Annotated in this window: 21 protein-coding genes and 1 riboswitch; of the genes, 10 read left to right on the forward strand and 11 right to left on the reverse strand. The window is 63.4% G+C overall.

Translation table 11 applies throughout. The features are described 5' to 3' along the window. Positions 1–3: 3 nt before the first annotated feature. From CAG18_RS11080 to CAG18_RS11090, 3 genes are all read left to right on the forward strand, one after another. Positions 4–4,956, forward strand: a complete 4,953-nt coding sequence (locus tag CAG18_RS11080; protein ID WP_085720889.1) for an Hpt domain-containing protein — start codon at positions 4–6, stop codon at positions 4,954–4,956. Continuing rightward, positions 4,949–5,422, forward strand: a complete 474-nt coding sequence (locus tag CAG18_RS11085) for a chemotaxis protein CheW (protein ID WP_085720890.1) — start codon at positions 4,949–4,951, stop codon at positions 5,420–5,422. Before CAG18_RS11080 ends, CAG18_RS11085 begins: the two co-directional genes overlap by 8 nt. A gap of 96 nt (positions 5,423–5,518) precedes the next feature. Beyond that, the gene (locus CAG18_RS11090) at positions 5,519–6,136 is read left to right on the forward strand and encodes a hemolysin III family protein (RefSeq protein WP_013974522.1); all 618 of its coding nucleotides are present in this window, start codon (positions 5,519–5,521) and stop codon (positions 6,134–6,136) included. Here CAG18_RS11090 and CAG18_RS11095 read toward each other — a convergent pair whose 3' ends face one another. Both CAG18_RS11095 and CAG18_RS11100 read right to left on the reverse strand, forming a co-directional pair. Beyond that, positions 6,137–6,856, reverse strand: coding sequence for a 16S rRNA (uracil(1498)-N(3))-methyltransferase (locus CAG18_RS11095; RefSeq protein ID WP_054572176.1), 720 nt, complete (start codon positions 6,854–6,856; stop codon positions 6,137–6,139). A 129-nt stretch (positions 6,857–6,985) separates the two neighbouring features. After that, positions 6,986–8,392 carry an adenosylmethionine--8-amino-7-oxononanoate transaminase gene (locus CAG18_RS11100; RefSeq protein ID WP_054572175.1) on the reverse strand — a complete coding sequence of 469 codons (1,407 nt, stop codon included), beginning with the start codon at positions 8,390–8,392 and terminating at the stop codon, positions 6,986–6,988. A 265-nt stretch (positions 8,393–8,657) separates the two neighbouring features. On the opposite strand from CAG18_RS11100, the gene CAG18_RS11105 reads away from it, so the two are divergent. The 3 genes from CAG18_RS11105 to CAG18_RS11115 all read left to right on the forward strand — a co-directional run bounded on the left by CAG18_RS11105 (position 8,658) and on the right by CAG18_RS11115 (position 11,930). Continuing rightward, positions 8,658–10,511, forward strand: a complete 1,854-nt coding sequence (locus CAG18_RS11105) for a flavin monoamine oxidase family protein (protein WP_085720891.1) — start codon at positions 8,658–8,660, stop codon at positions 10,509–10,511. Between the two features lie 254 nt (positions 10,512–10,765). Further along, complete coding sequence (locus tag CAG18_RS11110) at positions 10,766–11,317, forward strand: cytochrome b (RefSeq protein WP_085720892.1); 552 nt, start codon at positions 10,766–10,768, stop codon at positions 11,315–11,317. Positions 11,318–11,351: 34 nt separating this feature from the next. Then, entirely contained in the window at positions 11,352–11,930 is a 579-nt protein-coding gene (locus CAG18_RS11115) for a YceI family protein (protein ID WP_013974517.1), read from the forward strand. Positions 11,931–12,069: 139 nt separating this feature from the next. On the opposite strand, the gene CAG18_RS11120 is transcribed toward CAG18_RS11115, so the two are convergent. The 5 genes from CAG18_RS11120 to ahcY all read right to left on the reverse strand — a co-directional run bounded on the left by CAG18_RS11120 (position 12,070) and on the right by ahcY (position 18,693). Next, on the reverse strand, positions 12,070–13,953 hold the full coding sequence (locus tag CAG18_RS11120) for a DEAD/DEAH box helicase (protein WP_178075707.1): 1,884 nt from the start codon (positions 13,951–13,953) through the stop codon (positions 12,070–12,072). Between the two features lie 219 nt (positions 13,954–14,172). Next, positions 14,173–14,961, reverse strand: a complete 789-nt coding sequence (locus tag CAG18_RS11125) for an ABC transporter substrate-binding protein (RefSeq protein ID WP_085720893.1) — start codon at positions 14,959–14,961, stop codon at positions 14,173–14,175. 147 nt (positions 14,962–15,108) lie between these two features. Beyond that, positions 15,109–16,179: a hypothetical protein gene (locus CAG18_RS11130; protein ID WP_085720894.1), complete on the reverse strand. Its 1,071-nt coding sequence runs from the start codon at positions 16,177–16,179 to the stop codon at positions 15,109–15,111. Between the two features lie 92 nt (positions 16,180–16,271). Further along, positions 16,272–17,117, reverse strand: coding sequence for a methylenetetrahydrofolate reductase [NAD(P)H] (metF, locus tag CAG18_RS11135; protein ID WP_039612479.1), 846 nt, complete (start codon positions 17,115–17,117; stop codon positions 16,272–16,274). 166 nt (positions 17,118–17,283) lie between these two features. Next, positions 17,284–18,693 (reverse strand): adenosylhomocysteinase, encoded by a 1,410-nt coding sequence (gene ahcY / locus CAG18_RS11140; RefSeq protein WP_015272069.1) that lies wholly within the window; start codon positions 18,691–18,693, stop codon positions 17,284–17,286. Between the two features lie 20 nt (positions 18,694–18,713). After that, positions 18,714–18,810: riboswitch (S-adenosyl-L-homocysteine riboswitch) on the reverse strand. A 178-nt stretch (positions 18,811–18,988) separates the two neighbouring features. On the opposite strand from ahcY, the gene CAG18_RS11145 reads away from it, so the two are divergent. Next, positions 18,989–19,390, forward strand: a complete 402-nt coding sequence (locus CAG18_RS11145; RefSeq protein ID WP_003257757.1) for an acyl-CoA thioesterase — start codon at positions 18,989–18,991, stop codon at positions 19,388–19,390. A 33-nt stretch (positions 19,391–19,423) separates the two neighbouring features. On the opposite strand, the gene CAG18_RS11150 is transcribed toward CAG18_RS11145, so the two are convergent. Both CAG18_RS11150 and CAG18_RS11155 read right to left on the reverse strand, forming a co-directional pair. Next, positions 19,424–20,659 carry a sodium:proton antiporter gene (locus CAG18_RS11150; RefSeq protein WP_015272068.1) on the reverse strand — a complete coding sequence of 412 codons (1,236 nt, stop codon included), beginning with the start codon at positions 20,657–20,659 and terminating at the stop codon, positions 19,424–19,426. Positions 20,660–20,801: 142 nt separating this feature from the next. Then, a complete protein-coding gene (locus tag CAG18_RS11155; protein WP_085720895.1) occupies positions 20,802–21,617 on the reverse strand; it encodes a DUF3800 domain-containing protein in 816 nt (271 codons plus the stop codon). A gap of 354 nt (positions 21,618–21,971) precedes the next feature. Here CAG18_RS11155 and CAG18_RS11160 point away from each other — a divergent pair, with 354 nt between their 5' ends. Together CAG18_RS11160 and CAG18_RS11165 are read left to right on the forward strand one after the other, a co-directional pair. Next, a complete protein-coding gene (locus CAG18_RS11160) occupies positions 21,972–22,805 on the forward strand; it encodes an EamA family transporter (protein ID WP_015272066.1) in 834 nt (277 codons plus the stop codon). Positions 22,806–22,833: 28 nt separating this feature from the next. After that, on the forward strand, positions 22,834–23,220 hold the full coding sequence (locus CAG18_RS11165) for an MAPEG family protein (protein WP_015272065.1): 387 nt from the start codon (positions 22,834–22,836) through the stop codon (positions 23,218–23,220). Between the two features lie 49 nt (positions 23,221–23,269). On the opposite strand, the gene CAG18_RS11170 is transcribed toward CAG18_RS11165, so the two are convergent. After that, positions 23,270–24,421 carry a murein transglycosylase A gene (locus CAG18_RS11170; protein WP_015272064.1) on the reverse strand — a complete coding sequence of 384 codons (1,152 nt, stop codon included), beginning with the start codon at positions 24,419–24,421 and terminating at the stop codon, positions 23,270–23,272. 118 nt (positions 24,422–24,539) lie between these two features. Here CAG18_RS11170 and CAG18_RS11175 point away from each other — a divergent pair, with 118 nt between their 5' ends. After that, positions 24,540–24,986 carry a cytochrome c gene (locus tag CAG18_RS11175; protein WP_015272063.1) on the forward strand — a complete coding sequence of 149 codons (447 nt, stop codon included), beginning with the start codon at positions 24,540–24,542 and terminating at the stop codon, positions 24,984–24,986. Positions 24,987–25,121: 135 nt separating this feature from the next. Here the strand turns inward: CAG18_RS11175 and CAG18_RS11180 are convergent, their stop codons facing one another. Continuing rightward, a complete protein-coding gene (locus CAG18_RS11180; RefSeq protein WP_085720896.1) occupies positions 25,122–25,514 on the reverse strand; it encodes a DUF1090 domain-containing protein in 393 nt (130 codons plus the stop codon). Between the last annotated feature and the right edge of the window lie 119 nt (positions 25,515–25,633).

Here is a 25,633-nt window from a genome sequence, read left to right on the forward strand (position 1 = left end):
CCCATGGCTGTAGCAGCTGTAAGCCCCGAGCGCCACGACACCGTGGCGCTGGCCTGGACCAAAGCCGCCATCCTCGACTGCCTGGGCCAGGCGCGCCAGGCGCTGGAGCGCTTTGCCGGCGAGCCTGGCGACCTGTCAATGCTGGCATTCGTGGTCGACAACCTGCACCAGGTGCACGGCTGCCTGCGCATGCTCGAACTGCGCGGTGCCACGCGCCTGGCTGAAGAACTGGAGCTGTTCGCCAAGGCCCTGGCCGATGGTCAGGTCAGCCCCCGCGGTGATTGCCTGGGCGCGTTGTTCCGCGGCCTGGAGCAATTGCCATCGTATCTGGAACGCCTGCGCGGCGCCCGCCACGACCTGCCACTGGTGATGCTGCCGCTGCTCAACCAACTGCGTGCCTGCCGTGGCGAGGAGCCGTTGGCCCAGGCCAGCCTGATCAGCGGCGCCACCCAACGCTTTGCCGGTGCCGACGACCTGGCCAACCTCGACCTGTCGCTGGGCAACTGGCGCGAGCAGCTGCAGGCAGGGGCTGGCCGCGATGCCCTGCGTTCGGTGGTGACCGCGCTGTGCGACGACCTGATGCGCATCAAGGAACGCCTGGACCAGTTCGTGCGTGGCGATCGCCAGCACAGCGAGCAGCTCGATGCCCTGCTGGCACCGCTGCGCCACGTGGCCGACACCCTGGCGGTGCTTGGTTTCCAGCAGCCACGCCGGGTGATCATCGACCAGGTGCTGGCGCTGCAGGCCCTGGCCCAGGGCGAGCGGGCCGTGGACGACGCGGTGTTGATGGATGTAGCGGGGGCCCTGCTGTACGTGGAGGCCACGCTCAATGGCATGGTCGGCCCGCTGGAGGAAAACGGCCAGGGCGGCCTGCCGGGCTCGGACCTGGCCGAAATCCGCCAGCTGGTGTTGAACGAGTCGCTGAATGTGCTGCAGCAGGCCAAGGACCTGATCGGCGATTGCCTGGAATCCGGCTGGCCTCGGCAACGCCTGCAACCTTTGCCAGGGCTGTTGCAGCAGATTCGTGGTGCACTGGCGATGTTGATGCTGCCGACCGTGGCCGAGCTGTTTGCCGGTTGCGCCAGCTATGTGCAGCGGTGGCTGCAGCACCTGGAGGTGGAGCCGCCAGCCGATGAGCTGACGCACTTGGCCGAGGCTCTGAGCGCCGCCGAATGCTACCTGCAATGGCGGGTGGCGGACCCATTGGCGGATGGCCAGCCCTTCATCGACATGGCGCGCGCCAGCCTGGCGACACTGGGTGTGCACTGCGCGATGGTCGAGGCCACCGCAGGCCAGGATGGCAGCGCTGATGGCATCGATGACGAGCTGCGTGAAGTGTTTCTCGACGAGGCCGGTGAACTGCTGCCGGAAATCGAGCGCCACTGGTTGCGCTGGCGTGCCGACAACCAGCAGCGCGAGGCACTGGGAGAAGTACGCCGCGCCTTGCATACGCTCAAGGGCAGCGGCCGCATGGTGCATGCCGAGGCGGTGGCCGAGCTGGCCTGGGGCGCAGAACACCTGCTGAACCGGGTACTCGAGGGCCGCAGCGTGCTCAGCCCGGAAGGCGTGGTGGCCCTGCAGCAGGTATTCGTCTACCTGCCCGACCTGCTGGCCGACTTCGCCGCAGGCCAGTTGCCGCAACTGACGGAAATCGAGCAACTGGCCGGGCACCTGCATGCCCTCGCCGAAAACGATGCCCCGGTGGCGGCCGACATCGACGGCCTCGATCCGCAACTGCTCGACATTTTCCGCAGCGAGGCGCAGGGCCACCTGGCCAGCCTGGATGCTTTCCTGCAGGGCGCCGACGGCCACGATACGCAGGTCAGCGATGGCCTGCAGCGCGCCCTGCACACGCTCAAGGGCAGTGCCGCCATGGCCGGGGTGATGCCGGTCGCCGAACTGGCCACCGCCTTCGACCGCCTGGCACGTGAATACAAGGGCCACCAACTGCCCCTGCGAATGGCCGAGATCGAATGGCTGGAAGCTGCGCGCTCGCTGTTCCACCTGGGCCTGGTGCAACTCGACAGCACGCCGTTGGCAGCCATCCCCGGTGCCGCAGAACTGATCGAGCAGGTCGGCCAGGCGGTTGACGGGCACCTGGCCAGCTTGCATGACGACCCGCAGCATGGGCGGCGCAGCAAGCGCGACCCGCAATCGATTGCCAGTTTCCTGGCCCAGGCCATGGATATCCTGCTTGATGCCGAGTCGTTGCTGTCGCGCTGGCAGGAACAGCCCGGCCAGCGCGATGCGCTGGACACCCTGCTCGACGAACTGACTACCCTGGGCCACGCCGCGCATCTGGCCGACCTGTGGCAGATGGATGACGTGTGCGAGGCCTTGCTCGACTTGTACGGCGCCGTGGAGGAGGGCAGCCTGCCCGCCGATGCACGGTTCTTCGCCCACGTGCAGCGGGCCCATGAAGCACTGCTGGACATGCTCGACGAAGTGGCGGCCGGGCAGGACATCCCGCCAAGGCCAGAGCTGGTCGACAGCCTGCGCCACCTGCTTGGCCAGGCCCTGGCACCGGAGGCCACTGGCCTGGTGGGCATCGACACGGTCACGCCGTTGCATCCGGACATGGACCTGGCCGATACCCTTGGCCTGGGGCCTGCGCACAACCCCTTGCTGCCGGTTGTGGCCGAGCCGCTGGTCGAAGAGCCGGAAAGCCCAGGCGAAGAGCTGCTGGAAGTCTTCCTCGAAGAAAGCTCGGACATCGTCGAGAGTGCCGCCGCAGCCCTGGCGCGCTGGCAGGCCGACCCGCGCAACAGTGTCGAGGTGGACAACCTGATGCGCGACCTGCACACCCTGAAGGGTGTGGCGCGCATGGTCGAAATTGCGCCGATCGGCGACCTGGCCCACGAGCTGGAGTTTCTCTACGAACTGCTGGCCGCAGGCCGTATGCCACCGAGCGCGCCACTGTTCGCCTTGCTGCAGAACTGCCATGACCGCCTGGCGCACATGCTCGATGCCGTGCGCCTGGGGCAACCGCTGCATGCCGCCACCGCGCTGATCGACTACATCCGCAACTTCAGCTTCTCGGCCCTGGCCGATAGCGCCGCCGGCCAGGGGCCGGTCGAAGCCGCAACCAGTGAGGCCCCGGCGGTGGCACCGGAGCGGGCACCGGGCGACATGGTCAAGGTCGATGCCGAGCTGCTCGACGACCTGGGCAACCTGGCCGGTGAGCACTCGATCATCCGTGGGCGCATCGAGCAGCAGGTGAACGATGCGCAGTTCACCCTCAACGAGATGGAAACCACCCTCGAGCGCATGCGCGACCAGTTGCTGCGCCTGGATATCGAGACCCAAGGGCGGATGTCCAGCCGGCAGCAGTTCGAAGGCGATGCCTATGACGACTTCGACCCGCTGGAAATGGACCGCCACTCGCAACTGCAGCAGCTGTCGCGGGCCTTGTTCGAGTCCGCCTCGGATTTGCTCGACCTCAAGGAAACCCTGGCACAGCGCGCACAGGAAGCCCACAGCCTCCTGCAGCAGCAAGCGCGGGTGAACAGCCAGTTGCAGGAAGGCCTGACCGCTACCCTGATGGTACCCTTCGAGCGCCTGGTGCCGCGCTTGCAGCGTGTGGTACGGCAGGTGGCCAGCGAGCTGGGCAAGCAGGTGGAGCTGGTGGTCGGCAATGCCGAGGGTGAACTCGACCGCAGCGTGCTCGAACGTATGGTGGCACCGCTGGAGCACATGCTGCGCAACGCCGTCGACCATGGCCTGGAAAGCCGCGAAATGCGCCTGGCTGCGGGCAAGCCGGAGCAGGGCACCATTCACCTGAATCTGCTGCACGAAGGCGCGGATATCGTTATCGAAATGACCGACGACGGTGCCGGCGTGCCACTGGAAGCGGTGCGCCGCAAGGCCATCAAGCGCGGCCTGCTGGACCCGCAGGCGCAATTGAGCGATCACGAGATCCTTCAATTCATTCTGCGCCCGGGCTTTTCCACTGCCGAGAAGATTACTCAGATTTCCGGGCGTGGCCTGGGCATGGACGTGGTGCACGAGGAGGTCAAGCAGCTGGGCGGCTCGATGAGTATCGAGTCAGCCCAGGGCAAGGGCGCGCGCTTTCTGATCCGCCTGCCGTTCACCGTGTCGGTGAACCGCGCGCTGATGGTGCACCTGGGCGAAGAGCAGTACGCCATTCCGCTGAATACCATCGAGGGCATCGTCCGCGTGCCGCCGGCCGAACTGGCGGCGTGCTACCAGCTGGACGCCCCGCGTTATGTGTACGCCGGCCACGAATACGAGCTGCGCTACCTGGGTGAGCTGCTGCAGGGCATGCCGCGCCCGGCATTGCTCGGGCAGAGCGTGCCGCTGCCGGTGCTGCTGGTGCATTCCCAGGAGCAGTCGTTCGCCATCCAGGCCGATAGCCTGTCGCCCAGCCGCGAGATCGTGGTGAAGAGCCTGGGGCCGCAGTTTGCCGCAGTTGCCGGGTTGTCGGGGGCAACGCTGTTGGGCGATGGTCGGGTGGTACTGATTCTCGACCTGCTGGGCCAGTTGCGTGGTCAGCAGCGGCGCCTGGCGCGCCTGCCGGGTGGCGGTGCGGCTCGGCGCCAGGTGTTCGGCCCGGCGCCACGGCGGGCGTTGCTGGTAATGGTGGTGGACGATTCGGTGACTGTGCGCAAGGTCACCAGCCGCCTGTTGGAACGCCACGGCATGAGTGTGCTGACGGCCAAGGACGGGGTCGATGCAATGGCCCTGCTGGAAGAACACCGCCCCGATGTGTTGCTGCTGGACATCGAGATGCCGCGCATGGACGGCTTCGAGGTGGCCACACGTATCCGCCGTGATGAACGACTGAAAGACTTGCCGATCATAATGATTACTTCGCGCACCGGGCAGAAGCACCGCGACCGTGCCATGGCCATCGGCGTCAACGAATACCTGGGCAAGCCGTACCAGGAGTCGGTCCTGTTGCAGAGCATTGCCCACTGGAGCCAGACCCATGCTTGAACTGATCGCCGGCCAACGCAGCAGCCTGACCGGGCTTTTGCTGCCGTTGGGCGACCGTACCCTGGTGTTGCCCAACGTGGCGGTGGCGGAGTTGAGTGGCCAGCGCAACGTGGTGTGCCAACGCGGCGAGCCGGCCTGGCACCTGGGCTGGATCGACTGGCGCCAGCAGCGCCTGCCGCTGATCGGCTTCGAAGCCGCGTGCGGTGGCGAGACACCCTGCGGCGAGCGGGCACGCGTGGTGGTGCTCAATGCCTTGGGTGATACCGGCCTGCGCTACCTGGCGTTGTTGCTGCAGGACATACCGCGCTCCTGCAAGCTGGACAGCCAGCTGAACTACGTGGACGTGGCGCTGGGTCGCCTGGAACTGGCGGCGGTGCAGGTGGGCGAACAGGTAGCGCGTGTGCCGGACCTGGCCGGGCTGGAACGGCTGGTGCGTGACGCGCAATTGCAACCTGAGATTGGTTAGGATGTAAGGCACAGGGCCTCTTCGCGGGTAAACCCGCGAAGAGGCCGGTACAGAAGGACGCAGGAACCCAGCCCACCTCAGGAGGTCTGTGTTTGCATGTACTACGGTGAACGCTTCAACGCCTGGACCCACCTGGTCGGTGCCGTCCTGGCCTGTATCGGTGCCATCTGGCTGATCGTGGTCGCGGGCCTGCAGGGCGACCCGTGGAAGATCGTCAGTTTCTCCATCTACGGCAGCACCTTGCTGTTGCTGTACAGCATTTCTACCCTGTACCACAGCACTCGCGGGCGGGCGAAGGTGATCATGCGCAAGCTCGATCACCTGTCGATCTATCTGCTGATCGCCGGCAGCTACACGCCGTTCTGCCTGGTCAGCCTGCGCGGGCCCTGGGGCTGGAGCCTGTTCGGGGTGGTCTGGGGGCTGGCGGTGATCGGCATGTTGCAGGAGATCAAGCCGCGCTCCGAGGCGCGCATCCTGTCGATCATCATCTATGCGGTGATGGGCTGGATCGTGCTGGTGGCGGTCAAGCCGCTGCTGCACTCGCTCGGTAGCGCCGGCTTTGCCTGGCTGGCTGCCGGTGGGGTGTTCTACACCGTCGGCATCATCTTCTTCGCCTTCGACAGCCGCTTCCGCCACTGGCATGGCATCTGGCACCTGTTCGTGATCGCCGGCAGCCTCATGCATTTCGTGGCGGTGTCGTTCTACGTGCGTTAGTTAAAAGTCACCCCACAGTTGCTGTGCCACCGACAGTGCCACCACCGGTGCGGTTTCGGTGCGCAGCACGCGTGGGCCGAGGCGTGCGGCGTGGAAACCGGCAGCCTTGGCCTGCTCGACCTCCGCTTCGCTCAGGCCGCCTTCGGGGCCGATCAGGAAGGCCAGGGTGGCCGGCTTGCCATGGCTGGTGAGCGGTTCGGCCACCGGGTGCAGGACCAGTTTCAGGTCGGCCTTGGCACTGCTCAGCCACTCGGCCAGGGTCACTGGCGGGTGGATGACCGGCAAGGTCGAGCGGCCGCATTGTTCGCAGGCGCTGATTGCCACCTGTCGCCAGTGGGCCAGACGCTTGTCGGCGCGTTCGTCCTTCAGCCGCACTTCGCAGCGTTCGCTGACGATCGGGGTGATTTCGTTGGCGCCCAGCTCGGTGGCTTTCTGGATCGCCCAGTCCATGCGCTCGCCACGGGACAAGCCTTGGCCGAGGTGTACGTGCAGTGGTGAATCGGCCTGGCCGGCGAGGGCCTGGTCGAGGCTGACGCGCACGGTTTTCTTGCCCACTTCGAGCAACTGGCCGCGGTACTCCTGGCCACTGCCGTCGAACAGCTGCACGGCGTCGCCGGGGGCCATGCGCAGTACGCGGCCGATGTAGTGGGCCTGGGCTTCGGGCAGGTCATGCTCGCCAAGGCTCAGGGGGGCGTCGATGAAAAAGCGGGACAGTCTCATGGTTGAGCTCAAGCTAAAGGGAGAAGGTGGTCCCTGTGGGAGCGGGTTCACCCGCGAATGCGGCGGTGACTCCACTATTGCATTCGCGGGTGAACCCGCTCCCACAGAGTACGCGGCGGGCTTCCGGGCTTAGCCCGGGTCGCGGAAGTCGGGGTGGAAGTTGGCCGGTACGGCCACGCTGACGCTATCGCGGGTGGCAATGTCGATGCCTTCGCTGGCCACTTCTGCCAGGAAGTCGATCTGATCTGGCGTAATCACATACGGCGGCAGGAAGTACACCACGCTGCCCAGCGGGCGCAGCAGGGCGCCACGCGTCAGGGCATGCTCGAACACTTTCAGGCCACGACGCTCCTGCCACGGGTAGGCGACCTTGCCGGCCTTGTCCTGGACCATCTCGATGGCCAGTGCCATGCCGGTCTGGCGAATTTCGGCCACATGCGCGTGGTCGACCAGGTGCGCGGTGGCGCTGGCCATGCGTGTGGCCAGGGCCTTGTTGGCCTCGATCACGTTGTCCTGCTCGAAAATATCCAGGGTCGCCAGCGCCGCGGCGCAGGCCAGCGGGTTGCCGGTGTAGCTGTGCGAGTGGAGGAACGCACGCAGGGTTGGGTAGTCGTCGTAGAACGCCTGGTACACCTTGTCGGTGGTCAGGCAGGCGGCCAGTGGCAGGTAACCGCCGGTCAGGGCCTTGGACAGGCACAGGAAGTCCGGGCGAATACCGGCCTGTTCACAGGCGAACATGGTGCCGGTGCGGCCGAAGCCCACGGCGATTTCGTCGTGGATCAGGTGCACGTCGTAGCGGTCGCAGGCCTCGCGCAGCAGCTTGAGGTACACCGGGTGGTACATGCGCATACCGCCGGCACCCTGGATCAGTGGTTCGACGATCACCGCGCTGATCGAGGCGTGGTGCTCGGCCAGGGTCTGTTCCATGGCCTGGAACATGGTGCGCGAGTGCTCTTCCCAGCTCGTGCCTTCGGGGCGCAGGTAGCAGTCGGGGCTGGGCACCTTGAGGGTGTCGAGCAGCAGCGCCTTGTAGGTTTCGGTAAACAGCGGCACATCGCCGACCGACATGGCGGCGATGGTTTCGCCGTGGTAGCTGTTGGTCAGGGTGACGAAGCGCTTCTTGCCCGGCTTGCCGACGTTCTGCCAGTAGTGGAAGCTCATCTTCAGCGCCACTTCGATACACGACGAACCGTTGTCGGCATAGAACACCCGGTCGAGGCCGGCCGGGGTCATGGCTACAAGGCGCTCGGACAGCTCGATCACCGGCTGGTGGCTGAAACCGGCCAGGATCACGTGCTCCAGTTGGTCGACCTGGTCCTTGATGCGCTGGTTGATACGCGGGTTGGCGTGGCCAAACACGTTGACCCACCAGCTGCTCACCGCATCCAGGTAGCGCTTGCCTTCGAAGTCTTCCAGCCACACGCCTTCGCCGCGCCTGATCGGGATCAGCGGCAGCTGCTCGTGGTCTTTCATCTGGGTGCAGGGGTGCCACAGGACCTTGAGGTCGCGTTGCATCCACTGATCATTGAGGCCCATGGGCACTTCTCCTGGCTTTGCGGCTTGGTTCGACCGCGTAAGCCTAAGCAATGCCGCAGGGCAGGACAACCGCCGCTGTTCATCGGGTTGCCAGCTACGCTTGCTACCGCGTGGAAACGCTGCAGGCAAAAATGTCTGTGGCGAAAAGGACTTGATGTCACTGCGCTGGCAGGGTCGGTAGACCTGACGTATTCTTAACGCATCTCTCCCGGGGCATTCCTGCCTCTCCACGTTTCTGTAACCCCCTGACTCGGAGTTCGCCGACATGGCTGCTGCTTGGGTGCGCCTGTGCGCGTTGGTATTGATTGGTGTGTCCAGCGGCGCCGCGCTGGCAAAGGACAAGACACCTTCGGCGATCGTCGTGGGTGGCGGCCTGGCGGGCCTGACGGCCGCCTACGAGCTGCAGAACAAAGGCTGGCAGGTGACGCTGCTGGAAGCCAAGGCAGGCATGGGCGGGCGCTCGGGCCTGGCCACCAGCGAGTGGATCGGCAACGCCAAGGCGCAGCCGGTGCTCAACCAGTACCTCGACCGTTTCAAACTTGAAACACTGCCGGCACCGGAGTTCGTGCGTACCCCCGGTTACCTGATCGACGGCGAGTATTTCAGTGCCACCGACCTGGCTACCAAGCAACCGGCCACTGCCGAGGCGCTCAAGCGTTACGAGAAAACCCTTGATGACTTGGCCCGTTCGATCGAAGACCCGCTGAACCCGCAAGCCAACAGCACGCTGTTCGCCCTCGACCAGATCAACGTCTCCACCTGGCTGGACAAGCTGCAGTTGCCGACCACCGCCCGCCAGCTGGTCAACCAGCAGATCCGTACCCGCTACGATGAGCCATCGCGCCTGTCGCTGCTGTATTTTGCCCAGCAGAACCGCGTGTATCGCGGCGTCAGCGACCGTGACCTGCGTGCCGCGCGCCTGCCTGGTGGCAGCCCGGTGCTGGCCCAAGCGTTCGTCAAGCAACTGAAGACCATCAAGACCAGTTCACCCGTGACCTCCATCGTCCAGGACAAGGACGGTGTCACGGTCAAGGTCGGCAGCGTCGGCTACCAGGCGGATTACCTGGTCATGGCCGTGCCCCTGCGCGCCCTGGCCAAGATCCAGATGACCCCGGGCCTGGACAGCCAGCACCTGGCGGCGTTGAAGGGTACCAACTATGGCTGGCGCGACCAGCTGATGCTCAAGTTCAAGAAGCCGGTATGGGAAAGCCGGGCGCGCATGTCGGGCGAAATCTTCAGTAACGCAGGCTTGGGTATGCTGTGGATCGAACCCGCGCTCAAGGGTGGCGCCAACGTGGTGATCAACCTGTCGGGCGACAACGCCCGCCTGCTGCAGGCGTTCGGCGACAAACAGATGGTCGACCAGGTGCTGATCCGCCTGCATGCGTTCTACCCACAGGCCCGTGGCTCGTTCACCGGCTACGAGGTCAAGCGCTACAGCACCGACGCCGGTACCGGCGGCGCCTACCTGGCCTATGGCCCGGGCCAGATCAGCAAGTACTGGCGCCTGTGGGAGCGCCCGGTGCAGCGCATCACCTTTGCCGGTGAGCATACCGACGCCCTCTACCCAGGCACCCTGGAAGGCGCCCTGCGCAGTGGCCAGCGCGCGGCCAGCCAGGTGCAGGACCTGCTGGCCGGCAAGTCGTTCGACCCGGCCAAGGCGGCACCGGTGGCGGCGGCAGCAGCTGCAGGCGCCGTGGCGGCCAAGGAGAGCAAGGGTGGGTTCTTCTCCAACATGTTCGGTGGTTCTTCCGACAAGGGCGACAAGGCTGACAAGGCCCCGGTCAAGGCCGAGCCGAAGCCGGTCGATGAGGCCAAGCAGGATAAGCCGGGCTTCTTCAAGCGCCTTTTTGGCGGGACGGACAAGCCTGAGGTGAAGGCCGAGCCGATTGCCAAGGCCGAGGCAGTGGCGCCGGCACCTGCGCCAACCCCGCAAGCCGCACCGGCCCCGGTTGCGCCAGCGCCTGTGGTCAAGGAAGCAGCGGCCAAGCCTGCTGCTACCAAGGCTGCACCTGCCAAGCGTGCACCGGCGCACAAGCCAGCCCAGACCAAAAAAGCGACTGCCAAGTCCGAACCGGCCAAGAAAGCTGTGGCCAATACCCAGGCCAAAGCGGGTTGATTTATTACAGTGCTGGCCCCTTCGCAGCGCAAGGCTGCTCCTACAGGTTCTGCGCCGTCCTGTAGGAGCAGCCTTGTGCTGCGAAAGGGGCGGCACTGGCAACCGCGAACGCTCCGTCTATCGTTAATGTTTCCTTAATGGGAAACTTACAGAATACATATCGTATTTATCGATAATCCAAAGCAGTTTTTTACGCTTTTATTCGATGCGTTACGCGTTAGTCTGTGCACAGCTTTCACGGGGAAACACGCAACATGCAACTGCGCAATTCACCTTCTCGCTACGGCGTGGTCAGCATCGTCCTGCACTGGGGCGTGGCTCTGGCAGTCTTCGGCCTGTTCGGCCTGGGCCTGTGGATGGTCGGCCTCGACTACTACAGCCCTTGGCGCAAGGCCGGCCCGGACCTGCACAAAAGCATTGGCCTGGTGCTGCTGGCGGTGATGCTGCTGCGGGTGCTCTGGCGCTTCATCAGCCCGCCACCACCGGCACCAGCCAGCCACGGCGCACTTACCCGCTTGGCAGCCAAGTTGGGCCACCTGGCCCTGTACGTTGGGTTGTTCGCGGTAATGATCGCCGGTTACCTGATTTCTACCGCCGACGGTGTCGGCATTCCGGTGTTTGGCCTGTTCGAAGTGCCGGCACTGGTCAGCGACCTGCCCGACCAGGCAGACCTGGCAGGCGTGATCCATCTCTGGCTGGCCTGGGGCTTGGTAATTTTTGCCGTGCTGCATGGCTTGGCAGCGCTCAAGCACCATTTCATCGACCGTGACGCGACCCTGACCCGCATGCTGGGCCGCAAAGCTTGACTCTCAACCTCAATTGCAAAGGAAGGAAGTAAGGATGTTGAAAAAGACTTTTGCCGCTCTGGCGCTCGGTACCGCTCTCCTCTCCGCCGGCCAGGCCATGGCTGCCGAGTACAAGATCGACAAGGAAGGCCAGCACGCGTTCGTTGACTGGAAGATCAGCCACCTGGGCTACAGCTTCATTCACGGTACCTTCAAGGACTTCGACGGCAACTTCACCTGGGACAGTGCAAAGCCTGAAGCCAGCAAGATCAACGTCGACCTGAAAACCGCCAGCCTGTGGTCGAACCACGCCGAGCGTGACAAGCACATTGCCAGCGCCGACTTCCTCGACGTGAAGAAGTACCCCGAAGCCAAGTTCGTCTCCACCAGCGTCAAGCCGACTGGCGACAAGACTGCTGACGTGACTGGCGACCTGACCATGCACGGTGTGACCAAGCCGGTCACCTTCAAGGCCACTTTCAACGGTGAAGGCAAGGACCCATGGGGCGGCGAGCGCGCTGGTTTCAACGCTACCACCACGCTGAACCTGAACGACTTCGGCATCAAGGGCCCGGGCGCTACCTCGCAGACCCTGGACCTGGATATCAGTGTTGAAGGTGTGAAGCAGAAGTAATTCTTACCTGCTGAAAACTGAGGGGGCCGCTTTGCGGCCCTATCGCGACACAAGGCCGCTCCTACAGGGATTTACGTAACCCTGTAGGAGCGGCCTTGTGTCGCGATAGGGCTGCGAAGCAGCCCCCTCGGTGCTTCTGTCAGCCCTTGCGGGTCAACAGCGCCGGGCGCTCACCGCGCGGGCGGCTCGGCAGATCATCCAGCTGCTCAGGCGTCGGGTAACGGTCGAGCTTGGATTCCTTGCGGATGATCACTGGCTGTTTTTCCGGCTGGCGCGGGTTGCGAACGGCCGGCTCTTGCCGGGCAGCATCGTCACGGGCCGGGCGGCTACGGCCACCCCCATCACGACGGGCACCGCCACCGTTGTTAGCGCGGGCTGGACGTTTCTCGCCGCCACCGCCGTTGCGCTGCTGGCCGCTGTTGCGACCTTGGCCACCGGTGTTGCTGCGGCCATTACCCTGGCCCTGACCTTGGCCGGCATTGGCACCCGGGCGGCGATTGCGGCCCTGGTTCTTGCCCTGGTACGGGCTGACATAGTCGGCACGGTTGCCGAAGTTGTCGATATCGTCGTCCAGGAACTCTTCAGGATCACGGTCGGCAGGCACTTTCGGCACGCTGCCGTTGCTGGCCTGCTGTTGCTGCTGGCGTGGCTTCTTGTCACGCGGCTTGCGTTGCTGCTGTTGCTTGTCGCCGCTCTTTTCCTTGTCGGCCGGCTTGTCCGCAGCCTGTTGCTTGGCCTTGCCTTTATCCTTGCCCTTGTCCTTGCGGCCGCCGTTGGCGTCTTTGCCGCCTTCGCCGCGGGCCTGCTGGTTACGGCCACCACGGCCATTGTTCTGCTGGCGTTCGCGTACTTCAGGCTTTTCTGCTTCAACCTGGCTGGCGTCGAAACCCATCAGGTCGCCGTCAGGAATCTTCTGCTTGGTTACCCGCTCGATGCTCTTGAGCAGTTTCTCTTCATCCGGCGCGACCATGGAAATGGCCTCGCCCGAACGCCCGGCACGGCCGGTACGGCCGATACGGTGGACGTAGTCTTCCTCTACGTTCGGCAGCTCGAAGTTGACCACGTGCGGCAGCTGGTCGATGTCCAGGCCACGGGCGGCGATGTCGGTGGCGACCAGTACGCGCACGCTGTTGGCCTTGAAGTCGGCCAAGGCCTTGGTGCGGGCGTTCTGGCTCTTGTTGCCGTGGATCGCGGCGGCGGTCAGGCCGTGCTTTTCCAGGTACTCGGCCAGGCGGTTGGCGCCGTGCTTGGTGCGGGTGAACACCAGTACCTGTTCCCAGGCACCCTGGGTGATCAGGTGCGCCAGCAGCGCGCGCTTGTGGCTGGCGGGCAGGCGGTAGACGCGCTGCTCGATACGCTCGACGGTAGTATTCGGCGGGGTGACCTCGATACGCTCCGGGTTGTGCAGGAGCTTGTCGGCGAGGTCGGTGATGTCCTTGGAGAAGGTGGCCGAGAACAACAGGTTCTGGCGCTTGGCCGGCAGGCGGGCGAGGACTTTCTTGACGTCATGGATGAAGCCCATGTCGAGCATGCGGTCGGCTTCGTCCAGCACCAGGATTTCCACGTGGGCCAGGTCAACCTTGCCTTGGCCGGCCAGGTCGAGCAGGCGGCCAGGGCAGGCGACCAGCACGTCCACACCCTTGGCAATGGCCTGGATCTGCGGGTTCATGCCGACGCCGCCGAAAATGCAGGCGCTGACCAGTGGCAGGTCACGGGCATAGACCTTGAAGCTGTCATGCACCTGGGCTGCCAGTTCGCGGGTCGGGGTCAGGACCAGCACGCGAGGTTGGCGCGGGCCATGGCGCTGCGACTTGTCGGGGTGGCCGGCCGGGAACAGGCGCTCGAGGATCGGCAGGGCGAAACCGCCGGTTTTACCAGTACCTGTCTGTGCGGCGACCATCAGGTCGCGGCCTTGCAACACGGCGGGAATCGCCCGCTGTTGCACGGGGGTCGGCTGGGTATAGCCCGCAGCCTCGATAGCGCGGACAAGAGCCTCGGAGAGACCGAGGGAAGCAAAGGACATGGGCAATCCTGTTCTCGTGTGGGCTGGGCCCGTTTGGGATGTTCTGCCTGGCGCGACGGGCATCGGTGGGATGCGATCGCGTCCGGTCCAGCTGGGCTTTCACTGCACATCCGGGTAGCAGAGGGTGGACGCGAAAGTGCGTCGATGCCGATCGGGATGCCTGTTGCGAGGCCGAGCGTCCGGGCGTGAGCCGGGCGGGAAGGCCCGAGTATAACAGAGCTATCGCGCTGTGCTGCTTTCCTGCTGCTCAACGGCGTTGAGAATGTTTCCGATGTCGCCTGTGTAGCGGTTGCTGATCGCTGCATAGGCCGGTTCCTGCTTGAAGCGCCGCAGTTCCACGGCGAAGGCCTGGGCCAGTGCCTCCCGCCCTGGCTTGCGCGCCAGCGCCAGGTACTGGGGCTGGCGGCTGATCACCAAGGGCAGCTCCTCGACCTGCTTTTGGAGGCCCAGATGCCGCAGCAGGTAATGGCCGACCTTGCGGTCGGTGATTGCCAGATCGATGCGGCCCAGCATCAGCTTGCCGAAGTTGGCTTCATGGGTAGGTGCAGCTTCGCGCCGGAAATGTGCGGCTTCGTTGAAAGCGGCACCGTAGGCGTAGCCGGGTGAGGTGCCGACGGTGAGGCCGGCAAGGTCATCGAGAGTCTTGACGGCATGGCGTCGAGTGCGGGCGTGGAACAGGACGAACTCTACCTCCGACATGGGCTCGGGGGCGTACACCAGGTAGTGCTGGCGCGACTCGTTCTGGAAGATATCCATGATGCCGTCGGCCAAGCCCTGCTCGATCATTGCCAGGCAGCGCTTCCACGGCAGGAACTCCCACTCCACCTCGACGCCAAGGCGCTCGAACACCCGTGTGGTGACTTCGTAGTCGATGCCGCGCGGTTGGCCGTCGTGCTGGTACGCATAAGGTGCCCAGTCGTCGGTCACCAGGCGCAGGCGCTCGCCCAGGGCCAGCGGGCTCAGGCAGGCGAGCAACAGGATCCAGAACAGTCGGGCGATGTGTGGCATGCCCGGAGATTACGCGCTCGGCCTGTTCAAGGCCAGTGAGGATGATGTGCTCCTGTGCCGGCCTCTTCGCGGGTAAACCCGCTCCCACAAGTACATCGCGAGCCTGCAAGCCAGCAGAGATCCTGTGGGAGGCCGGCACAGGTTCACTCAAGTGTGGGATGACCTCAGCAGGTGCGCCTCGATATCCTTGCGCCGCTCGCCCAGCGACAGGCGCAACCCCGGGTGGCGCAGGCACTGGCGCAGTTGCTCGGGCTCCACGTGGCCATGGCGGGCGTTGAGGTTTTCCAGGGCCTTGTCCCACCAGGCCGGCGCGCAGGCGCGGTCGAACTCATTGGGGTAGGGGTAGCAGCCATAAAGCAGCTCGCGGGCGAACTGGCGCTCGTGGCTGGGCAGGGTCATGCTCAGTGCCTTGTAACCCAGGCGTTGCAGGGCCGGCGGCCGTGGCAGCTGGTCATTGACCAGGGATACGTCGGCCAGCGCCGCCTGGCTCAGTGGGTCGTGGCCGTGCTTGCGCAGCCAGGCCTGAATCTTGGCGCGGAACTGCGCCTTGCGGCTCCAGTAGTGGTGGATGACATCTGTGCATTCGGCCAATTCCAGCGTGCGGTAGGCCGCCACCGCCAGGCAGAACTCCTCGAGGGTATACGCTTCGCGAGCCAGGGGGTGGAACTCGTCCATCATGGCGATGGAGCGGTCCAGGGTGCCGGCGTCTTCGACGGTGAGGCCGATCACCCCCGAATTGACCAGTGGCATCTGGCAATCAGCCAGGCCTCTGGACTCGAGGATGGCCAGCAGGTTCTTGTACAGCAGGCACTTCTGGTTGCTGCCGTAGCGCGCACCGATGGCATTGCACAGCAGGCGGCCAGGGGCTACCCGAGCGAACAGCTCCAGCGGCGACTTGCGGAAGAAGGTGTCGGTGTCGATCAGCACTGCCAGCGGGTGTTGCTGCAGCACCTGGCGCAACAGCACATGCTTGCTGCGAAAGTGATAACCGTGAGGCGCGTTCCATGCCTGGCGTGTGGCTTCGTCCAACAGGTGCACGGTGACCGGCAGACCGGCATAGGGCTGCGGGTTGTCGGTGTAAACCTGAATGTCCATGGCTTCGCCCGTGCCCAGATGGGAGAGGGCGCTGATGATGCTGAAGCAGGCTTCCTGATGGTAGGTTGCCGGGCCAAAAGCCAGGTAGACGAGCTGGGGACGCAATGGCTGAGGGGGCTGCATGGCAGGCAAGACCTGTTTAACCGGAAAATGAATAAGGCTTTAGTCTATGACCAAAGCCTTAATCAAATCTTAAACAGATTTTGCAAAAAATTTCAGCGCGGCAGCTGCAGATTGTTCCAGATCGCCAGGCTCGGCTCGGCCTGGTTCAAGGTGTAAAAGTGCAGGCCCGGTGCGCCACCTTGCAACAGCTGTTCGCACATGCGGGTGATCACTTCCTCGCCGAATGCCTGGATGCTGGCGGTGTCGTCGGCATAGGCTTCCAGCTGCTTGCGGATCCAGCGCGGGATCTCGGCGCCACAGGCGTCGGAGAAGCGCGCCAGCTTGCTGTAGTTGGTGATCGGCATGATGCCGGGTACCACCGGGATGTCCACGCCCAGCTTCTGTGCGCGCTCGACGAAGTAGAAGTAGCTGTCGGCGTTGAAGAAGTACTGGGTGATGGCGCTGTCGGCACCGGCCTTGACCTTGTGCACGAAGTTGGCCAGGTCAGCCTCGAAGTTGCGGGCCTGGGGGTGCATCTCGGGGTAGGCGGCCACTTCCAGGTGGAAGTGGTCGGCAGTTTCCTGGCGGATGAATTCGACCAGGTCGCTGGCGTAGCGCAGTTCGCCACTGGCCATACCCATGCCTGATGGCAGGTCGCCACGCAGGGCGACGATGCGCTTGATGCCTGCAGCCTTGTATTCGGCCAGCAGGGCACGCAGTTCGGCCTTGGTGTCGCCTACGCACGACAGGTGCGGCGCGGCAGGTATCTTCACTTCGCTTTCCAGCTGCAGCACGGTGTTCAGCGTGCGGTCGCGGGTCGAGCCACCGGCACCGTAGGTGCAGGAGAAGAAGTCCGGGTTGTAAGCGGCCAACTGGCGGGCGACGCCCATCAGCTTTTCGTGACCGGCATCGGTCTTGGTCGGGAAGAACTCGAAACTGTAACGGCGTTCCTGGGACATCGGGCGTTCCTCTAGCAGCAAGCTTCAAGCGGCAGGCTGCAAGTAAAAGCCAGATCGGTTATGGCCGGCCTGGCTTGGGCATCGTTCAAGATCCTTGATGCTTGAGCTGCAAGCGGCAATGGCACGGTCTGCCTTTGATTGCCGCTTGACGCTTCAAGCTGGCCGCTTAGTAGCGGTAGGCGTGTGGCTTGAACGGGCCTTCGACGGTGACACCGATGTAGTCGGCCTGCTGCTTGGTCAGTTGGGTGACCACGCCACCGAAGCCGCGGACCATTTCCAGTGCCACTTCTTCGTCGAGCTTCTTCGGCAGTACTTCGACGGTCAGGCGTTCGGCTTTCTTCTCGGCCGGCAGGTCGGCGAACTTCTGCTCGAACAGGAAGATCTGCGCCAGTACCTGGTTGGCGAACGAACCGTCCATGATGCGGCTTGGGTGGCCAGTGGCGTTACCCAGGTTGACCAGGCGACCTTCGGCCAACAGGATCAGATAGTCGTCGTTCTGCGGGTCGAAGCTGCCAGCGCCGGTGCGGTGGATCTTGTGCACCTGCGGCTTGACCTCTTCCCAGGCCCAGTTCTTGCGCATGAAGGCGGTGTCGATCTCGTTGTCGAAGTGGCCGATGTTGCACACCACGGCACGCTTCTTCAGCGCCTTGAGCATGTTGGCGTCGCAGACGTTGACGTTACCGGTGGTGGTCACGATCAGGTCGATCTTGCCCAGCAGGGCCTTGTCGATGCTGGCTTCGGTGCCGTTGTTGATACCGTCGATGAACGGCGAAACGACTTCGAAACCGTCCATGCAGGCCTGCATGGCGCAGATCGGGTCGACTTCGGTGACCTTGACGATCATGCCTTCCTGACGCAGGGACTGGGCCGAGCCCTTGCCCACGTCACCGTAGCCGATCACCAGGGCCTGCTTGCCCGACAGCAGGTGGTCGGTACCACGCTTGATGGCATCGTTCAGGCTGTGACGGCAGCCGTACTTGTTGTCGTTCTTGCTCTTGGTAACCGAGTCGTTGACGTTGATCGCCGGGACTTTCAGCTCGCCCTTGGCCAGCATGTCCAGCAGGCGGTGCACGCCGGTGGTGGTCTCTTCGGTCACGCCGTGCACGCGCTCCAGCACTTGCGGGTACTTCTTGTGCAGCAGCTCGGTCAGGTCGCCACCGTCGTCGAGGACCATGTTGGCGTCCCATGGCTGGCCATCCTTGAGGATGGTCTGCTCCAGGCACCACTCGTACTCTTGCTCGGTTTCACCTTTCCAGGCGAACACCGGGATACCGGCGGCGGCGATGGACGCGGCGGCCTGGTCCTGGGTGGAGAAGATGTTGCAGGACGACCAGCGCACTTCGGCACCCAGGGCAACCAGGGTTTCGATCAGCACGGCGGTCTGGATGGTCATGTGGATGCAGCCCAGGATCTTCGCACCCTTGAGCGGTTGCTCGGCCAGGTACTTGCGACGCAGGCCCATCAGTGCAGGCATTTCCGATTCGGCGATGATGGTTTCGCGACGACCCCAGGCGGCCAGGGAGATGTCGGCGACTTTGTAATCGGTAAAACCAGCAGGCATGTTTGCAGCGCTCATGAGAGCCTCCATTCGTAGTGTGCGAATGGGCGCCGTTGTGCGTTAAGCGCCCGCGAGAGCGAGCAACGCCCCATCCGAGCCTGACAGGCCTAGCCTGCTGCAGCGCCCCTCGGACGGGTGGCGGGCATGGCGCCGCTGTGGGCGGCCATGTGAAGCGGCGGAGATTATAGCCGCGCCCGCCGGCTTGCCCAAGGTTTTCTGTCGATTAATCGCGACGATAGTCGATGTTCAATGGAGCGACAGCGGCCGCTCTGCCATCATTGCTACACGTTAGCCAAGCAGGTCAGGAGTACAGATGAACTTTCATACCCGCAAGTGGGTTAAACCCGAAGACCTCAACCCAAACGGCACTTTGTTCGGTGGCAGCCTGTTGCGCTGGATCGACGAAGAGGCGGCGATCTACGCCATCGTCCAGCTGGGCAACCAGCGCGTGGTGACCAAGTACATATCGGAAATCAACTTCGTCAGTGCCTCGCGCCAGGGCGACATCATCGAGCTGGGCATCACCGCCACCGAGTTCGGCCGCACCTCGATCACCCTCAAGTGCGAAGTGCGCAACAAGATCACCCGCAAGGCCATCCTCACGGTCGACAAGATGGTCTTCGTCAACCTTGGCGAGGATGGGTTGCCGGCGGCGCATGGGCGGACCGAGATCAAGTACATCCAGGACCAGTTCCCGGATTCGGCAGTGGAATGAACATTCTGGGGCCGCAAAGCGGCCCCTGCATTCTCAAGGCTGAGCGCTCACCTTGCGCACCACCCGCCCGATGCTCAACCCCTGCACCAGGATCGACGACAGCACCACGATGTAGGTGATCGACAGCAGCAGGTCACGTTCCTCGCCCAGTGGCAGCGACAGTGCCAGGGCAACCGATACCCCACCGCGCAGGCCACCCCAGGTCAGCACCCGAACCGTGCCCTTTGGCACCGGGCGCCAGCGCCGCAGCAGCACGATCGCCGGGGCCACGGTCAGCAACCGCGACAGTAGCACCGCCAGCGCCAGCACGCCGCCGGCTACCATGTGCATCCAGTTGAAAGGCAGCAGCAACAGCTCCAGGCCGATCAACGCGAACAGCAAGGCGTTGAGCATGTCGTCGATCAGCTCCCAGAAGCCGTCCATGTAGCGACGGGTCATGTCGTTCATCGCCAGGTTGCGCCCCAGGTTGCCGATTATCAGCCCGGCCACCACCATGGCGATCGGCGCCGAAACGTGCAGTTCGTAGCACATTGCCGAGCCGCCGATGACCAGCGCCAGGGTCAGCATCACTTCCACCTGGTATTGCTCGACGCTCTTGATCATGCGGTAGGTGGCATAGCCGATCAGGCCGCCGAACAGCACCCCGCCGATGGCCTCGCGGGCGAACAGGATCGCCGTATCGGTCATGCTCGGCGTTTCGCCCAAACGGATGATGCCCAGCAACACGGTGAACACCACTACCGCGGTGCCGTCATTGAACAGCGACTCGCCGACGATCGTGGTTTTCAGTGGTTTGGAGGCGTTGGCGGTACGTAGCGCGCCAAGCACGGCGATCGGGTCGGTGGGCGAGATCAGCGCACCGAACAGCAGGCAGTAGATCAGCGGCACTTGCCAGCCGAACAGGGCGAACACCCAGTGCGACAGGTAGCCGATGACGACGGTGGCAATCAGTACGCCGACGGTGGCCAGCAGGCCGATGGGCCAGCGGTAGCTGCGCAGGTCGGAAAGGTTCACGTGCAAGGCGCCGGCGAACAGCAGGAACGCCAGCATCCAGTGCATCAGCAGGTCATTGAAGTCGATCTGGTTCATCAGCCCTTCGACGCGCGCTTCCAGGCCAGGGAAGCCGATCAGGCTCAGGCCCTGCAGCATCAGGGAAAACAGCAGCGCCGTGACCATCACGCCGATGGCAGGGGGCAGGCCGATGAAACGGTAATTTACATAGGTGAGGAGGGTGGTGAGGCAGATAAACGCGGCAACTAGTTCAAGCATCCCGAATCCTGTAACAGTGGCTTCCAAGTCGTAACCCGAATGGCTCGGGCAGTTCTTTGATGACCTGGCGCAGGGTTCGGGACACACTATTTGACTGTGCAGGTAGACCGCGTTTCTGTTGTGAGGTTTCCATCGGGTTTCATCATGCTTCGGTTCTTGCTGTCGAGCACTCATGGCTTTCTGGCTCGACGGGCTGGTGCTGCAAGCCGGAGCCCGGTAGGGCGACCTCGGCGATTCGTATCGAGAAGTACCTGTCGAAAGGCTCCCAGTCGGGATATTCCTCGGGCGAGACAGCCATTGCCATCAAACGACCTACAAGGCCGCAGATCCAGTCTGCGCATTGCAGGGTCTGGAAGAGGTGGCTTTCGCCCTGCAGCGGCGGCTCTATCAGGCTCCGACATTTTTCTGCGGGATCCTCGAACATTGCCAGGGTGCAGGCTTCTACATTTTGCTCACGCCACTCGTTGCCAGCACGCTGCTCATCCAGCAGGAGCATGAAGGTTGAGCGGGACTGCGTGCAGTAACGATCGATCGTTCGCACCGCATGCAGCAGTTGGCGTCTGAATGTCTTGGTCGCGTCGTGCTGCCTGGCCGGGCCGGTCTTATGTTCACCCGCATAAATGACATACCCACCAATCTTTCTGATGTGGTTGAGCAGGCGAAACGTTGCCTGTCTCAACGATCGATATTGTGTGACGTTACGTGTCGTGAATAACTTTGAGCCCTTCTTTTCCCATTGATAGGGAGGGAGGCTTCTGGGGTTTTCATGGTTTATATCCCAGGCAAGTAACTGGCATTTCAGCTGATAGAAGAAGATGGCGAACTCCCGTACTTCTTCTGCAGGTAGTAGCACCCCACCCAGCCCGAACACTGGACTGGTCTTGAACTGGGTATGAGTGCGCGAGATGTATTGCCCGACATGGCCGAATTCGTCGAGGTAGGCCACATAATGCGTCATGATTTCTGGGTGTCCTTGGCCCAGAAACACGAAAGCCCGCATGCTTGCGCATCGCGGGGCTCGGAAGGTAGGCACGGGTAACCCCATGCGTTACGGCGATCCTAATCCTGGAAAGCCTGAAGCGTCAATCGCGTTTCGTAAGCGAGTGTGTTTCCGTTTGGGTGGCCGCCTTGAGGTATCACGCGTTTCCATGCGGCACAGCGAGCGATGAGTGTATTGCGTTTTGGGGTAAGCCCCGGCTTGCAAGGCGTATTGAAACTTCCACAGAGTTTGTAGTCTTTTTCCTTAGTCGTACCTTTTACCCAATGTATAGTGCTGCAAACGAATCTGACTCGAAGGCAAGGACGATTTCGCGTGCTGGCAACTTCCCTAGTGTTGGTCGCTGCCCTGCTGCATGCGACCTGGAATACCCTGATCAAATTCAGCGGCGAGCGCCTGCTGGTGATCGCCAGCATGGATACGGTGGCGTTGGCCTTCGCGGTGCTGGCGGTGCCCTTCGCCGCGGTACCGCCGACTAATATCTGGCCCTGGCTTCTGGCTTCGGCGCTGGCCGAGCAGTTGTACCGCTTCCTGTTGATCCAGGCCTACCGCGTGGGCGACCTGGGGCTGGTCTATCCTCTGATGCGCGGGCTGTCGCCGTTGGTGGTGCTGGGGCTGACCCTGGCCTTTGCCGGCGAATCGCTGAGCCAGCAGCAGATCATCGGCATCCTGCTGATCCCCTGTGGCATGGCTTGCCTGTTGTGGCAGGGCGGTGGCGGTGACCGGCTGCCTTGGTCGATGCTGCCGGTGGTTGTCCTGATTGGCCTGTGTATTGGTTGCTACACCTGGTTCGACGGCCAGGCCGTGCGCTTGTGGGGCAAGCCTTGGGATTATCTGGTATGGCTGACCTTGCTCAGTGCCTGGCCCTTCCCGTTGCTGGCCAGCGTGGCCCGACGTGCGCCATTCATCTTGTTCTGGCGCCTTCAGTGGCGCCTGGGGCTGGCGGTGGGGCTGTGTGTACTGCTCAGTTACGCGCTGGTGCTGTGGGCCATGCACCTCGGGTCGGTGGCCGAAGCGGCGGCGTTGCGCGAGTTGAGTGTGATTCTGGTGGTGCTGCTGGGCATGCGCTACCTGAAAGAACCTTTTGGCGGGCCGAGACTCCTAGCTTGCGGGCTGGTGTTGGCCGGCATGCTGGTAATGAAGCTTTGACCCGAAGACTGAACAAGGAGTCCTGTCCATGACTGTTGCCCTGTGGTGCATCCTGATCGCGCTGCTCTTGCCGCCACTGTGCGCGTTGATCGCCAAGGCCGGTAGTGGCCGCTTCCGACTGCGCGACAACCACGACCCGCGTGCGTTCCTGGATACCCTGTCCGGGCTGCCGCGGCGCGCGCATGCTGCCCAGCAGAACAGTTACGAGGCCTTCCCGGCATTTGCCGCGGCGGTGCTGGTGGCGGATATCGTCGGCAATGCCGAGCAGGTGACCCAGGATGTGCTGGGGGTGATGTACATCACCAGCCGGCTGCTTTACATCATCTGTTACCTGGCCGACTGGGCCATGCTGCGATCGCTGGTGTGGTTTGCCGGGATGGCGATGATCGTGGCTTTCTTCGTGGTTTCAATCTGATACCGCGTCGCCTTCTTCGCGGGCAAGCCCGCGAAGAATCCACCGTCGATCAAGGTACTTTCGGCACCTCGGGCAGCGGCTTGCCCTTGGGCCACAGCATCCAGATCTGCCCCTGCTGCTTCATGTTCCCGGCCAGTTCTCCAGCTTCCGGCCCAGTGCCCCAGAACAGGTCCGCGCGCACCTCGCCAGTAATTGCCCCGCCGGTATCCTGGGCCCCCACCGGGCGTACCACCGGCGTACCGTCCGGGCGAGTGGTGGACAACCACAGCAAGCTGCCCAGCGGAATCACCTTGCGGTCGATGGCCACGCTGTAGCCAGCGGTCAGCGGTACGTTCAGCGAACCGCGTGGCCCTTCGTTGCTGTCCGGGCGGGTGCTGAAGAACACGTAGCTGGGGTTGCTGGCGAGCAGTTCCGGCACCCGTTGTGGGTTGGCCTGGGCCCAGGCATGAATGGCGCCCATGCTCACTTCTTCCTTCTTCAACTGGCCCTGTTCCACCAGCCAGCGCCCGATCGGCCGGTAGGGGTGGCCGTTCTGGTCGGCGTAACCCAGGCGCAGCTGGCGCCCGTCTTCCAGTTGTACCCGGCCGGAACCCTGAATCTGCAGAAACTGCAGGTCCATCGGGTCGGTCAGCCAGGCCAGCACCGGTGCCTTGACGCCGTCACGGTTGATCACCTCGGCGGTGTCGTATGGCTTGAGCACCCGGCCATCAAGGCGACCGCGCAGACGCTTGCCCTTGAGTTCGGGGTACACGCTGGCCAGGTCGACCACGATCATGTCGTCGGGGATGCCATAGACCGCCACGTGGTTGGTTGCCGACTGGCTCAGGCTGCCAGGGTAGACCGGTTCGTAGTAACCGGTGATCAGGCCGTTGGCGTTATTCTCGGCCGAGCGCAGGCCGTATACCTGCAGGTTCTGTTGCAGGAAGGCACGCACCTGCAAGGCATTGTCGGGCACGCTGGCGGCTGCTTCGCAGGTGCTGGCCCAGACGGTGTCGCGCTTTAGCTTTTCACAGCCGTTGCGCCAGGCCTGGAAGCCCGCCACCAGGTCGCTGTCGCTGACGGTGGGCAGGTCCTGCCAAGTGGCATTGGCGTAGGTGGCGATGGCATGGGGCTCGGGTTTGGTGCTTTCGCCACCGTTGCAGCCGGCCAGCAGGGCCAGCGCCGGAAGTGTCCAGGCCAGATGGCGCAGGGCAGATTTCATGAGTACGTTCCTGTCATGGGTGAACACGGATATTCGCCCCTGTTTTTATGTGGCTATTGGTCTTTGGCCGCTGGGCGGCGATACTGGCCGCCCATTTGCGTAGGCCGAAGTGACCGTGATGTTGAAGCGATTGACCATTGTTCTGCTGGCAGCACTGGCCCTGGGTGGTTGTGACCGGGTTGACCCAAACTCCCCGCTGGGCAAGCGCAAGGTGATCTTCAAGGACATGCTCAAGACCAGCGAAGACCTGGGCGGCATGTTGCGTGGGCGGTTGCCGTTCGACGGGGTGAAGTTTGCCGACGGTGCGCTGAAGCTGGACAACCTTTCGCACCAGCCCTGGCAGCACTTCCCACAGGCTCGTGATGGTGGCGACAGTAGTGCGCGTGCCGAGGTATGGGAGCGGCAGACGCGCTTTCATGACCTGGCCCGCCAGCTGGAAGGCGTCACTGGCGAACTGGTCGATGTCACCCGCGGTCAGCCGCTGGACGCTGCGCAGTTGAAGGCACCGATGGACAAGGTCGAAGCGGCTTGCAAGGCCTGTCATACCGAGTTTCGTAATCATTGATGGCCTGTTGCGGCCTCATCGCCGGCAAGCCAGCTCCCACAAGTATCACGCTGCCCTCGAGTGCAATGCAGTACCTGTGGGAGCCGGCTTGCCGGCGATGAGGCCAGTAAAGGCAGCGCAGTATTCGAATCTCTGTCAGCGATCCAGATCCTCCACCGCTTCCTGCAGTTCCTTGCGCGACTCGGCCAGCTTGTCCTTGCGCTTGTTGATCTTCTCCGAATCGCCTTTCTTCTCGGCTTTCTTCAAGTCCTTTTCCCGCTGCGCCACTTCGTGACGGGCGTCGAGCACCTTCTGCTCACGTTCCTTGCGCAGGCCGGCGTCGGTGCAGTTATCGACCCCTCGCAGTGCCTCTTCAAGCCCTGCGGCCTGTTCGTTGTTGCCGTGGTCACGGGCAATCTTCAACTGGTTCTCGATAGCGCTACGCTTGGCGGCGCAACCGGTCAGGCCGGCATCCGGCTGGGCGGCTTGTACGGCACCAGCGGCCAGGCCCAGTGTCGCGATCAGGAAAAGGGTCGAAATACGTTTCATGAAAAGCCTCCTTGAGGGGGCGGGGCAGCAAAAGTTGGGGGAAATCCTGCCTTGGTTTTGCCCATTTAGAAACCCTTGTTGGGGTTTTCCGGCTTAATCTCGGGATTTTCCTACAGGTA

The sequence above is a fragment of the Pseudomonas sp. B22(2017) genome (genome assembly GCF_002113105.1).
GTDB lineage: Bacteria > Pseudomonadota > Gammaproteobacteria > Pseudomonadales > Pseudomonadaceae > Aquipseudomonas > Aquipseudomonas asiatica.